This is a genomic window from Pontibacter sp. SGAir0037 (assembly GCF_005491705.1).
In the GTDB taxonomy this organism is placed as follows: domain Bacteria; phylum Bacteroidota; class Bacteroidia; order Cytophagales; family Hymenobacteraceae; genus Pontibacter.
In genome coordinates, this window is record NZ_CP028092.1 from 4,763,168 (window position 1) to 4,776,038 (window position 12,871).

Sequence of the window (12,871 nt, forward strand, 5' to 3'; positions counted from 1 at the left end):
TACAGTAATTCAGGTTATATGCCTTTGAAATTGGCCTTGCGTTTTTCCAGGAAAGCATTGGTGCCTTCTACAAAGTCTTCGGAAGTGCAGCAGCGGGCAAAAGAATTGGCCTCGGTCTGGTAGCCGTTTTCATCTTTGGCGTAAACGGCATTTACACAATCTATTACCATACCGATAGCGAGAGGTGCTTTTGCTAATATTTTTGTTAATATTTCGTGGCATTTAGGCAGCAGTTCTTCCTGAGCTACCACATGGTTGGCTAAACCTAAGGCTAAAGCCTCCGGGGCAGAAAGCATGTCGGCTGTCATCATCAGTTCCATGGCCTTGCCTTTGCCTATAAGCTGTGTCAGGCGTTGTGTGCCACCGTACCCCGGAATAAGACCAAGATTAACTTCTGGCTGTCCGAATTTAGCATTCTCGCTGGCAATGCGCATGTGGCAGGCCATGGCGAGCTCGCAACCGCCACCCAGGGCAAAACCATTTACAGCGGCAATTACAGGTTTATTGCAGCGCTCAATCATGCTGAACACCTCCTGGCCACGCTCTGCAAAACTGCGGGCATTAACTTCGCTTAGTTCTGCTATTTCTGCAATATCAGCTCCGGCAACAAAGGCTTTTGCGCCTACGCCGGTTATAATAACTCCTTTTATAGTGGTGTCGTCGTAAACCTCCTGTATAGCCTGCTGCAGCTCTAGTATGGTTGTGCTGTTGAGGGCGTTCAACTTATCAGCTCTGTTGATAGAGATAGTAAGGATGCCGTTATCTTCGAGTTGAAGCAGTAGGTTTTGGAATGTAGCCATAGTTTCTATACGCTGGTCAGAATGACAATTTTGCTGCAAAGATAAAGATTTCATTCGTATCCCTGAAAAGCTAAATAGCATCCAACTCTCCTGTTTTATTGCAAAACTCAGTCATTCATGGCTATTTTTGTGGTGAAGAGGCTTTTGTGTGAAGATTTAATTCAATCAAAAATTAAAATAATTTAGCAGATATGGGTTTTCTGGGAGAGTTTAAGAAGTTTGCTGTAAAAGGCAATGTAATAGATTTAGCTGTAGGTGTGGTTATTGGTACTGCCTTTGGTGCCATTACTTCTTCTTTGGTAAAAGATGTAATCATGCCTCCGTTAGGTCTTATTATCAGTAAGGTAGACTTTACAAAACTAAAATTGATTCTTAAAGCCGCTGTTATAGAAAATGGAGAGGTAGTTGAACCGGAAGTAGCTATACTTTATGGTAATTTTATGCAGGCTGTCATGAATTTTATCATTATTGCCTTTGCCATATTTCTGTTGGTGCGCTTAATAAACAGAACAAGAGAAAAAGAAGCGGCTAAACCTGCTCCTCCTGTCAATAAAGAAGAGCAACTGCTAGCCGAAATTCGCGATATTTTAAAGGCGCAGGGTGGAGGTGAGGCTTCGTCGGGTGAAAAGGTGGTGTAGCGGGCAAGAAACCGGATATTCCGGAAGAAGTTCTGCTTTTCGTTATACTAAAGTTTTCTCTTACTCCGGCTAAACCCTTCTCTGTATCATAACTATCGTACCTGCTCGGATGCCTTTACTTCGTTAGCATCCTGCATTTTACTTTCATTTAGATGTCCAAGTTTTTTCGTCGACTCATTGCTATACTTTTTTTTTGTGCCTGTTTTTGGTTACAACCTGCTCTTGCCCAGGATACTACTCTGGCAGACAGTGTAACAGCCAGGGTGTTGTGGGACCATGGTGGCACAGGCACAATCAACTTTAGCCAGGTTAGCCTGAGCAACTGGGCTGCCGGAGGGCAGAACTCACTTTCTGTGTTAGGTATTGCTAATCTGTATGCCAATTATAAAGACGGACCTAATACCTGGAATAATAATCTGGATGTGACGTTTGGAACTGTAAAAATTGAGAACCAGCGCCTGCGGAAAAGTGATGACCGTATTGAGCTGAACTTGAAGTATGGCCGCAGAGCTTCTGAACAGTGGTTCTACACCGCACAGTTAAATGCCCGCACCCAGCTTACCCCTACCTATAACGATACCAGAACAAACAGGCTGTCTAACTTCTTTTCACCTGCTTTTATCACTTCATCTTTAGGGATGGATTATAAGCCTAATGAGAAGCTTTCTGTTTTCTTATCGCCTCTAACCAGTAAGTTTACCATTGTAGCTAGCCAGGGCCTGGCAGATACGGGTGCTTTTGGTGTGCAACCGGCTATGCCAGACATATTGGGAAATCCTGTGCCGGGTACAGGAAGGCACTTCAGGGGTGAGTTTGGTGGCTTTGTAAATGTTCGGTTCCGGCAGGAGATCATGAAGAACATCACCTTGCAGTCTAAAATTGATTTGTTCTCCAATTATGTTGTCAGGCCTCAGAATATAGATGTGAACTTCGAGAACCTGCTGAACTTTAAAGTAAACAAGTTTGTGTCGGCCAGCATTTTTGTGCACATGATATATGATGATGATATTCCGGTAAAGGTTGATCGTACTGGTGATGGCGTGTTAGATGGTACAGGGCCAAGGCTTCAGCTTAAAGAGACATTGGGTATAGGCTTATCTTACAAGTTTAAATAGTAGAACTTCTTTGGCAGGTGCTATGTTTCTGATTTAATTTATATACTTTAGAAGGAGAACTACGTTCCTTACTTAAAAGCCTTGATTCCTTATGAAGAAACTCTTTTTATCTATACTGCTGCTGGGAGCCATCTCCTTGCTAACCAATGCCCAGGCGCAGACGGCGCAAACTACTACATCTACTTCGGCTGCTAAAGATGAATTCTGGGGTACACGCAAAGTCGAACACAAAGGCACATCTGCTGATGCCATTGGTGCCCGCGGAGCGAACGTCGACAAACGTTTAAATGCGTATGAGGGGAAAAAGCAGAGTGGCTTTACCAAATCAAGCTTCAGGTTGAAGAAGATGAAAGAAATCGAGAAGAAAGAAAAGAAAATGCTGAAGAAGCGTGAGCGTGACAGAAAGCGGTTAAAAAAGAATCGTAACTAACATTTGCCTAAAAAAGGGAAGGCTGCTCCATGGAGCAGCCTTCCCTTTTTTAGGCTCTACCTATAAAACGAAAAAGCCCTGGCTGTTGCAAACAACCAGGGCTTTTCTTTTGAAGCATAGTTTACAGTGTACGCTTCACTTCTTTTTCTTCGTAAGCTTCTATTACGTCGCCTATTTCAATTTCATTGTAGTTTCTGATGCTGATACCGCATTCGTAGCCTTGGCGTACTTCCGAAACATCGTCTTTGAATCGTTTCAAAGCCAGGATTTCACCATCATGCACCACGATACCATCCCGAACCAGACGTATTTTAGAGTTACGGTGGATAGAGCCATCTGTAATCATACATCCGGCAATGGTACCCACCTTCGAAATTCTGAATACATCACGAACTTCAGCGTTACCCACAATTTCTTCTTTCACGGTTGGGGCAAGCATACCTTCCATGGCGTCTTTTACCTCGTTAATCGCATCGTAGATAATAGAGTACAGGCGAACGTCAATTTGTTCCTGTTCTGCCAGTTTACGAGCGTTAATCGACGGACGAACCTGGAAGCCGATGATAATGGCATCCGATGCCGAAGCTAGCAGTACATCTGATTCAGATATAGCACCTACACCTTTACCGATAATGTTAACCTGTACTTCGTTTGTAGAAAGTCTCAGTAATGAATCGGAAAGTGCTTCTACCGAACCATCCACGTCGCCTTTTACAATTACATTCAGCTCTTTAAATGAACCGATTGCCAATCGACGGCCAATCTCATCAAGGGTGATATGCTTACGTGTGCGCAGGCTTTGCTCACGCTGTACCTGAGAACGGTTAGACGCGATCTCTCTTGCTTCACGCTCAGATTCCATCACAACAAACTTATCACCTGCCTGTGGTGCGCCATCCAGGCCTAATAACTGCACTGGAGTAGATGGGCCGGCTATCTTCATTTTCTTACCACGGTGATCGGTCATTGCTTTCACTCTACCGTAGTGAGAACCAGCCAATACCACATCTCCAATTTTAAGAGTACCTGTCTGTACCAGTACGGTAGCTACATAGCCACGTCCTTTATCAAGGGAGGCTTCTATAACTGTACCTACTGCATTTCGATCAGGATTCGCTTTCAGTTCCAGTAACTCGGCCTCAAGCAATACTTTTTCTAACAGATCTGGTATACCAACACCTGTTTTAGCCGAAACTTCCTGGGCCTGGTATTTACCACCCCATTCTTCTACCAGAATGTTCATCTGGGCAAGCTCTTCACGAACTTTATCAGGGTTTGCTCCCGGTTTATCGATTTTGTTCAGGGCAATAATAATTGGTACACCTGCCGCCTGAGCGTGGTTAATGGCTTCTTTCGTCTGTGGCATTACAGAGTCGTCAGCTGCTACCACAATAATAACAACGTCTGTTACCTTAGCACCACGGGCACGCATCGCTGTAAAGGCTTCGTGACCTGGTGTATCGAGGAAGGTTACCTGACGGCCATCTTCTGTTTTAACGCTGTAGGCACCAATGTGCTGGGTAATACCACCAGCCTCACCAGCCGTTACGTTGGCATTTCGGATGTAATCGAGCAAAGATGTTTTACCGTGGTCAACGTGGCCCATGATTGTTACAATAGGGGCACGCTCCTGTAAATCTGCGTCGCTATCTTCTGCTACTACATCTAAGCTTTGTTCGTCTTCAGATGTAATAAAGTCGATGTTATAGCCAAATTCATCAGCAATAATGGTAATGGCTTCTGCATCCAGGCGCTGGTTTATAGAAACGAACATACCTAGCTGCATACACACCTTGATAACGTCGTTTACACTCACATTCATGAGAGCCGCCAGGTCATTAGCAGAAACGAACTCTGTTACACGTAGTGTTTTAGATTCTTCCTGCTCCTGCATACGACGCTCTTCCAGAGAGTCAGCTATAGCTGAGCGCTTCTCACGGCGATACTTCGCACGGTTACCGCCTCCGCCTTTGCCACTGCTCAGCTTAGCAAGCGTAGCCTTGATCTGCTCCTGGATTTCTTTATCCGAAACCTCTGCTTTCTCAGGGCGTGGCGTAAAGTTGTTGCGTCCTCCTTGTCCGCCTCCGGCAGGCCGGTTACCCTGGTAACCTCCTCCTGGGCGCTGACCACCGGGGCCGCCTCCTGTACGGGGTCCGCCTGGGTGACCGCCTCCGCCAGGACGGTTTCCACCACCTTGCGGACGATTACCCTGTTGCTGGCCTCCCTGGCCCTGAGGACGTTGCTGTTGATTACCTTGTCCTCCGCCTTGTTGTCCTTGTCCTGGTTGGTTCCCTTCAGGGCCAGGTACAATAATGCGCTTGCGCTTTTTCTTTTTGCCGTTCTTCCTGTCATCTGAGGATGCAACTGGTTTAGAACCTTTTCTGCGTGAGCTATCGGGTAATTCAATTTTGCCCAGTACAGTAAGGCCTTTCAGTTGGTCGGCTTTTGCTGTAATTGTTTCTATTTGTTCTGTCTCTCTATCTTCTGTTGGAGCAGTCGGTTGCGCCGGAGCTTTATTGCCTTCCTGTGAAGGAGCTGCTGGTGCTTGCGGTGCTGGTGTTGTGGCTGCAGCCGGTGTCGCGGCAGACTGTTTTGGTGCAGCCGGTGCTTCTGGTTTTGGTTGAGCTACAACAGGGGCCGGAGCTTCTTGCTTCGGAGCCTCTGGTTGTGCCTGAGGTTTTACCTCTGGTGCAGGTTTTGCAGGAACCTCTGCCTGTGGAGCTGCTGGCTGTTGCGGTGCCTGAGCTACAGGTGCTGGTTTAGCAGGTTCAGGCGCTACAACAGGTTGCGGCTTAGGTTCTTCAACTTTAGGTGCTTCTGTTTTTGCCTGTGGAGCTGCCTCCTGCTTAGGAGCTGGTGCAGCAGGCTGTGCTGCCGGTTTAGGTTCTGATTGCTTCGGAATCGGACGTCCTCTTTCATCCAGTTCAATTTTACCTAATACTTTAAAGCCGGGCAATTTACTGGTTACCGGAGTAGGCTCTGGTTTGGCAGGTTCTGCCGGGGCTTTAGGAGTAGTGTCTGCTTTAGGCTGATGCACTGTTTTAATAAGAATATCCTGGTCAGATTCTGCAGGCTTTTTAGTTTCCTGCGGTTGTTCTGAAGCTATAACCTGGTTGCTCTGCGGTTTTTTGCTGATGGATAATTCTTCTGCTTCTATCTTATCTTGCATAGAAGAAGCAAACTCTTTAGCCAGCATATTGAACTGTTCTCCTGTGATTTTGGATGTGGGTTTATTTTCCACATCAAAACCTTTAGCAGAGAGGTAATCTACAATTGTAGATGTACCAATGTTCAAAGTAGTTGCAACCTGTTTAAGCCTCCTTATTTTTTCTTCTGCCATGTTCTAATATGCTGTCTTTTTTAATTCTTTAATGTTCGTAATGGTAACCTAAGCTTCAGGTAAAATGGTGCTCTATTCTTATTGATTTTCAAAAATAATACGAATAGAGCACAACTTACAACTATTGGTTATCTTCTTCTTCTAACTCTTCGCGCAGAATAGAGAGCACATCATCAATCGTTTCTTCCTCCAGTTCTGTTCTGCGCAATAAATCTTCCTTGGAAACTGCCAGTACGCTTTTCGCCGTATCAAGGCCAATGCGGCGCAATTCAGCAATTACCCAGTCTTCAATTTCATCTGTAAATTCTTCCAGGCTGATGTCTTCTTCATAGCTTTCAGACTCTCTGAACACATCAATCTCCATATCTACTAACTTGCTGGCCAGCTTAATGTTTTGGCCACCTTTACCAATGGCAAGTGATACCTGGTCCGGCTTCAGGAAAACAGAAACCCTTCCGTTTTCATCGTCTATTTTCATGCTGCTGATCTTAGCAGGGCTAAGGGCACGCTGAATGTAGAGTTCCAGGTTATCTGTATAGTTGATCACATCTATGTTTTCGTTTTCCAGTTCACGCACAATGCTGTGGATGCGCGATCCTTTCATACCTACGCAGGCACCAACAGGGTCGATACGATCATCAAAGGACTCAACTGCTACCTTGGCGCGCTCACCTGGCTCACGCACAATTTTCTTGATAGCGATCAGGCCATCAAAAATTTCAGGCACTTCGTTTTCGAACAGGCGCTCTAAAAAGGCCGGTGCGGTGCGCGACAGAATGATCTTCGGGTTTCCGTTCACAATCTCCACACGCTGTACTACGGCACGTACCACATCGCCTTTGCGGTAACGGTCTTTTGGTATCTGCTCTCCTTTTGGGATAAGCAGCTCGTTTTCTTCCTGATCCAGTAACAACACTTCGCGGTTCCACACCTGGTACACTTCGCCGGAGATAATCTCACCTACCAGGTCTTTGTACTTCTGGAACAGCAGTTCCTTCTCCATATCCTTGATGCGCTGGATCAGGGTCTGGCGGGCAGTAAGTACAGCACGGCGGCCAAAGTCTTCCAGCTGTATCTCTTCCGATACTTCTTCACCTACCTCAAAGTCAGGCTCAATTTTCTGAGCTTCAGACAGGCTGATCTTGTCATGATCCCAGATATCTTCTGAGTTATCGTCTACAATTTCACGGTTACGCCAGATTTCCAGGTCACCCTTCTCCACGTTCAGGATGATGTCAAAGTTCTCGTCAGTACCCCACTTTTTGCGGATCATGGTGCGGAATACATCCTCCAGGATACGCATCATGGTTGGGCGGTCTATGTTCTTGAATTTCGCAAATTCAGCGAACGACTCGATCAGGACTGAACTATTCATTATTTTATCATTTAAAAGATATTACAACATTTGCTTTCACAATCTCTTCGAAAGGTACCTGCACCGGCAGATACGAAGCTTTTTTACCTTTTTGTTTAATTTCCTCCATCAGGTTAATGCCGCTCTCCGTTACCTCCTCCAGTTTTCCGGTTTTTTCTGATCCGTCCTGCAGCTTCAGTTTCAGGTTACGCCCGATATTGCGTCTGAACTGCTGCGGCTGCGACAGAGGAAAATCTACCCCCGGAGAACTAACCTCCAGTACATAGCTCATTTCCTCGCCGAACGTTTCTGCTATCCTGCTGTTTATGCGGCGGCTGATAGTGGCACACTGATCAATGGTGATGCCTTGCTCACCATCTGCCAGAACCGTAATCTTCGGGCGTACAGGTGTGTCAGACACGGCCACGTCTACTATAAACAGATCCGAATCCGGAAGACTTGCTTCCGCCATTGCGCGTATAGTTTGTGCTGTTAGTGCCATAGTTCGCTAAAAGAAAATAAAGAAGGGGACTTTGTGTCCCCCTCATCTCCTTAGAAATTATGCCACAAATTTACTATAAAAACATTTTATAAACAATAGATAGTGATTACAGCGTCAGGAATTAATCATTATCAATAAAAAATAGTATAAAATGTTTCTGAAAATCCTGTGCAAGGCAGAATGAGGGGATAATGCTAGGATAACATGTATCTGCTAAACATAGTTCGAAAGCATCTATTTAATTTAAAATATATTCTAAGCCATTCGTTAACCTACATAAATGCAGATTTAGTAAGTTTGCCGCTGTGGCTGGAGTTTTTAAAAAAGTAAGGAAATGGATTTGGGTAATCCTGAACATCGGGGTGGTGTTCTGGGTGCTCGCGGGGGTGATATGCCTGAAAATACCGCCTTACCAGTTCTGGCCTGCCGGTTTTATTGCCTTCTCTTTGCCGGGGGCACTTCTGCTCAATCTTCTTTTTTTAGTTTACTGGATCTTAAAGCGGTCATGGTTGCTGGTACTTTCTTTAATGGTGCTGGTATTAGGCTGGAGCTACTACGGGAGGCAGTTCTCGATACATGGCGGTGAAGGGGCAATACCTGATAACTCTAAAGCCTTTCAGGTATTGAGCTACAATGTGCACATGTTTAACAGGCATGCCAACCACGATGAAAGTGAGCGTGAGGCAACAGCCGAAATGGTAGATTGGGTAGCCACTCATCCTGCCGATATCTACTGCATACAGGAATTTTACAACGACCCAAGCTCTGATGTGTTTAATGCTATCAGCCGGATCGGGACCAGGTATGATAAAGCGCAATATTTTTCAGCAGTGAATTCCGACAGGAGACAGAAGGGATTTGGAGTGGCTGTCTTTTCAAAATATCCCATAGTAAATCAGGGAACAATTCATTTCTCGGAATCCAGCCTTAATCGTGTTGCATGGGCTGATATTAATATACAGGGAGATACGGTACGTGTATATGCGACACACCTGCAGTCGATGAGCATCAAAAGCGAAGACATAGAAAATACGTATCAGTCTATCGGTGACCAGGATGCTATGGAGAAGGAGGGGCGTAATTTAGCCAGGCGTTTAAGAAATGGTTTTGTTGCCAGAGGCCACCAGGTAGAGGTGCTGAAGGCTCACTTTGATGATTGTCCGTATCCTTTTATAGTTTGCGGAGATTTTAACGACATTCCTTTTAGTTATACTTACCAGGTGTTGCGGCAGGATCTGAGCAATGCTTTCGAGGAAGCGGGGAGCGGGCTTGGTGCAACTTATAACGGGCCAATACCTTTTCTCCGGATTGATAACCAGTTTTATAGTCAGGGTTTGAAAGCCTATGAATTCCGAACACACCAGGAAATGGGGCTATCGGATCACCTGCCGATAGCAGCCAAATACGTACTGGAACCAAACACGGAATAGAACTATTAGGAGTTAGGGTGTGGAATTTATAGTTTTGAGGCGTGAAACCGGAATTGCTGCCTTAGTAGCCCCTGACAGGTCTGTTTTTTGTACAGTACCTGAATAATTAACATTAAAGTATAAATTACAAAGCTGGTGAAAAGCTTTGTCTGAAGATACACATGCAACATAAACTAAGTCTTTATAACACGCTTACACGCAAGAAAGAAGTATTTGAGCCTTTACATGCGCCATTTGTTGGCATGTATGTATGCGGGCCAACAGTGTATGGCGAGCCGCACCTGGGGCATGCCCGTAGTGCTGTTACATTCGATGTGCTGTACCGCTACCTGAAGCAACTTAACTATAAAGTGCGTTATGTAAAAAACATAACTGATGTAGGGCACCTGGAAAACGATGCTGACGAAGGAGAAGACAAAATCCAGAAGAAGGCAAAACTGCACCATCTGGAGCCCATGGAGGTGGTACAGTATTATACTAATCTTTACCAGCGTGATATAGGCAAGCTGAATGTTCTTTCGCCTGATATTGAGCCGCGTGCTTCCGGGCACATTATCGAGCAGATCCAGATGATTGAGGAGATACTGGAAAACGGTATGGCCTATATCGAAAACGGATCGGTTTACTTTGATGTACCGGCTTACCACAAAAACCATAACTACGGAAAGCTTTCGGGGCGTATAGTGGAGGACCTCCTGAATAATACACGTGAGCTGGAGGGGCAGGGAGAGAAGCATTCGCCGCTGGATTTTGCCCTCTGGAAAAAGGCTTCACCAACACATATCATGCGCTGGCCATCGCCCTGGGGAGATGGCTTCCCGGGCTGGCACCTCGAATGCTCTGCCATGAGCCGGAAGTACCTGGGCACTATGTTCGATATTCATGGAGGAGGCCTGGACCTGATGTTCCCGCACCACGAATGTGAAATTGCGCAAAGCCAGGCCAGCCATAACCATTCTGACTCTGCCCGCTACTGGATTCATAATAACATGATTACAGTAAATGGCCAGAAAATGGGCAAATCGCTGGGTAACTTCATTAACCTGAGCGACCTTTTTAGCGGAAATCATCCGATGCTGGAGCAGGCGTATAGTCCTATGACAATACGTTTCTTTATACTGCAGGCACACTACAGAAGCACGCTCGATTTTAGTAATGAAGCTTTGCAGGCTGCGCGGAAAGGCTATACCAAGCTTATAAACGGCCTGCGTGTACTGGAGAAACTGCAGTATTCAGAAGCAGAGGCCACTCCCGATGAAAAGCTGAACCAGGAGCTGCTCAAACTTAGCGAGGATTGCTATCGTGGGTTGAATGACGACCTGAATACAGCCAGAACCATTGCTTCGCTCTTTAACCTGCTTAAAAAGATTAACAGCCTTTACCTGGGGCAGTTGCCGATAGATGCCTTGTCTAGAGGTACTTTCGATACTATCCGCAATACCTATAATGAGCTGGTGCTGGATGTGCTGGGCTTAAGAGAAGAACCGACCGGCGACCTGGAAAATATGCTGGACCTGGTACTCGACTTTTACAAAGAAGCGAAAGAGGCAAAAGCATACGATAAGGTAGATGTTATTCGTGCAGAGCTTAAAAAGCAGGGCATTGTCATTAAAGATCTTAAAACTGGAATAGACTGGGCTTATGAAGAATAGACTCAACACGCTGGCGGTGCTGCTCTTCTTTACTGTTATTCTCTACCGTTGCGATTCGTCTGAGAGAGGTAGTAACGGGCAGGCAACAGTCGAAGTAGAGAAACCCGTTGTAGAGGCTCCTGCCTTTAATGCTGATTCTGCCTATCAGTTTGTGGAAAAGCAAGTGGCCTTTGGCCCTCGTGTTCCTAACACAGCAGAACATTATGCCACAGGCGACTGGCTTATCAGCCAACTGAGAAGCTATGGCCTGGAAGTACAGGTGCAAAGCTTCCAGATGCGGGCCTTTAACGGCACCATGCTGAACCTGCGCAATATTATTGCCAGCTATAACCCAAAAGCTGCCAACCGTGTGTTACTGGCAGCCCACTGGGATACGCGTCCTTTTGCCGATAAAGCAGAAACAGATCAGGATAAACCAATAGACGGAGCTAACGACGGAGGCAGTGGTGTAGGCATATTGCTTGAAGTGGCGCGTGCCATGCATGCTGCTGAGCTTAAACCCAATGTTGGTGTTGATATTATTCTTTTTGATGGAGAAGACTATGGCCAGCCGGATAATAGCGAATTCCCTTACCAGGATAACACCTGGTGCCTTGGAGCACAATACTGGAGTAAAAACAAGCATGTGCCAAACTACAGGGCCAAATACGGCATTCTGTTAGATATGGTGGGAGCCGAGGGCGCTAAGTTTGCCCGTGAAGGAGCCTCTATGAATTATGCCAAAGAGGTGGTGGATAAGGTGTGGAGAGCAGGCAATAACCTGGGCTTTTCTGAATATTTTATTTACGAAAATGCTCCGGCTATAACCGACGACCATGTGTATGTAAACGAGTGGGGCGGTGTTCGCATGATCGATATTATCGAGTACAATTTAGTGTCTTCTGACGGCGACTACTTTGGCGACTATCATCACAGGCATACAGATAACATGGATGTTATCAGCCGCAACACTCTTAAGGCAGTGGGGCAGACAGTGCTGCATGTTATTTATAACGAATAGCAGTTTTTCTGCTGATTTAGTTTGGTAACTGTGAATAAACGGCTCAGCTTTACCTAAAGCTTAAGGAGCTGTTGCCAGGCGCATCTGCCTGAAGAAATAGTACCTGCCGCTTACTTCCACCGCTTCGAAATCAATTTTGATCTGGCGGTTGTTCTGGTCAGAAAGCAGGAGTACGGCAGGAATGATTTGCTGTGCTTTAGCCGCCTTCTGTTGCTCTACTCCGCCGGGCGAAACCTGCGACCAGTTTATGTTGGCTGAAACGCCTTCTGCTATAACAGTCTTAAACCCGCTTTGAAACGCCTCCACCAGAGTTTCCGGAGATGTTAACTCCAAGGTTTGGCTTACCTGTGCGGAACTTTGTTTTTGAAGCCTTTCGTATGCCTGCTGGTTTAGCACATAAGGCATTAGCTCATCAGAAGAACCGGCGCTTAAAGCATCGAGCAGCCTGTTTCCTAACTCATCCAGGGTGCTCGCGCCATCAGGTTTTATAGAAGTGTGCAGTGCAGAGGCAAAGGCCTCAGGCGCACCAGGCCTAACCTGTTGGGGCTGTAGAACTGTTATACATAGAAAAGCAAGTGTGTAAAGCATCGGGCTGTTTTTTGTAGTGTGA

Annotated in this window: 11 protein-coding genes; 6 read left to right on the forward strand and 5 right to left on the reverse strand. The window is 45.9% G+C overall.

What is annotated here, in order from left to right; translation table 11 throughout:
- Window positions 1-14 precede the first annotated feature (14 nt).
- Window positions 15-800, reverse strand: coding sequence for an enoyl-CoA hydratase/isomerase family protein (locus C1N53_RS19745; protein ID WP_137760949.1), 786 nt, complete (start codon window positions 798-800; stop codon window positions 15-17).
- A gap of 191 nt (window positions 801-991) precedes the next feature.
- Here C1N53_RS19745 and mscL point away from each other — a divergent pair, with 191 nt between their 5' ends.
- From mscL to C1N53_RS19760, 3 genes are all read left to right on the forward strand, one after another.
- On the forward strand, window positions 992-1,438 hold the full coding sequence (gene mscL, locus C1N53_RS19750; protein ID WP_137760950.1) for a large-conductance mechanosensitive channel protein MscL: 447 nt from the start codon (window positions 992-994) through the stop codon (window positions 1,436-1,438).
- Window positions 1,439-1,590: 152 nt separating this feature from the next.
- Window positions 1,591-2,553 carry a DUF3078 domain-containing protein gene (locus C1N53_RS19755; protein ID WP_137760951.1) on the forward strand — a complete coding sequence of 321 codons (963 nt, stop codon included), beginning with the start codon at window positions 1,591-1,593 and terminating at the stop codon, window positions 2,551-2,553.
- A 91-nt stretch (window positions 2,554-2,644) separates the two neighbouring features.
- Window positions 2,645-2,983 carry a hypothetical protein gene (locus C1N53_RS19760; RefSeq protein WP_137760952.1) on the forward strand — a complete coding sequence of 113 codons (339 nt, stop codon included), beginning with the start codon at window positions 2,645-2,647 and terminating at the stop codon, window positions 2,981-2,983.
- 121 nt (window positions 2,984-3,104) lie between these two features.
- Here C1N53_RS19760 and infB read toward each other — a convergent pair whose 3' ends face one another.
- The 3 genes from infB to rimP all read right to left on the reverse strand — a co-directional run bounded on the left by infB (window position 3,105) and on the right by rimP (window position 8,179).
- Entirely contained in the window at window positions 3,105-6,323 is a 3,219-nt protein-coding gene (gene infB / locus C1N53_RS19765) for a translation initiation factor IF-2 (RefSeq protein WP_137760953.1), read from the reverse strand.
- 121 nt (window positions 6,324-6,444) lie between these two features.
- Window positions 6,445-7,698: a transcription termination factor NusA gene (gene nusA / locus C1N53_RS19770; protein ID WP_137760954.1), complete on the reverse strand. Its 1,254-nt coding sequence runs from the start codon at window positions 7,696-7,698 to the stop codon at window positions 6,445-6,447.
- A 7-nt stretch (window positions 7,699-7,705) separates the two neighbouring features.
- Complete coding sequence (gene rimP / locus C1N53_RS19775) at window positions 7,706-8,179, reverse strand: ribosome maturation factor (protein WP_240773293.1); 474 nt, start codon at window positions 8,177-8,179, stop codon at window positions 7,706-7,708.
- A gap of 305 nt (window positions 8,180-8,484) precedes the next feature.
- Between rimP and C1N53_RS19780 the strand changes: the two genes are divergently transcribed.
- From C1N53_RS19780 to C1N53_RS19790, 3 genes are all read left to right on the forward strand, one after another.
- Complete coding sequence (locus C1N53_RS19780) at window positions 8,485-9,609, forward strand: endonuclease/exonuclease/phosphatase family protein (RefSeq protein WP_137760955.1); 1,125 nt, start codon at window positions 8,485-8,487, stop codon at window positions 9,607-9,609.
- A 161-nt stretch (window positions 9,610-9,770) separates the two neighbouring features.
- Window positions 9,771-11,261, forward strand: a complete 1,491-nt coding sequence (gene cysS, locus C1N53_RS19785; RefSeq protein ID WP_137760956.1) for a cysteine--tRNA ligase — start codon at window positions 9,771-9,773, stop codon at window positions 11,259-11,261.
- Window positions 11,251-12,261, forward strand: a complete 1,011-nt coding sequence (locus tag C1N53_RS19790; protein ID WP_137760957.1) for a M28 family peptidase — start codon at window positions 11,251-11,253, stop codon at window positions 12,259-12,261. The genes cysS and C1N53_RS19790 overlap by 11 nt, the downstream gene beginning before the upstream one ends.
- A 60-nt stretch (window positions 12,262-12,321) precedes the next feature.
- On the opposite strand, the gene C1N53_RS19795 is transcribed toward C1N53_RS19790, so the two are convergent.
- Window positions 12,322-12,849, reverse strand: coding sequence for a hypothetical protein (locus tag C1N53_RS19795; RefSeq protein ID WP_137760958.1), 528 nt, complete (start codon window positions 12,847-12,849; stop codon window positions 12,322-12,324).
- Between the last annotated feature and the right edge of the window lie 22 nt (window positions 12,850-12,871).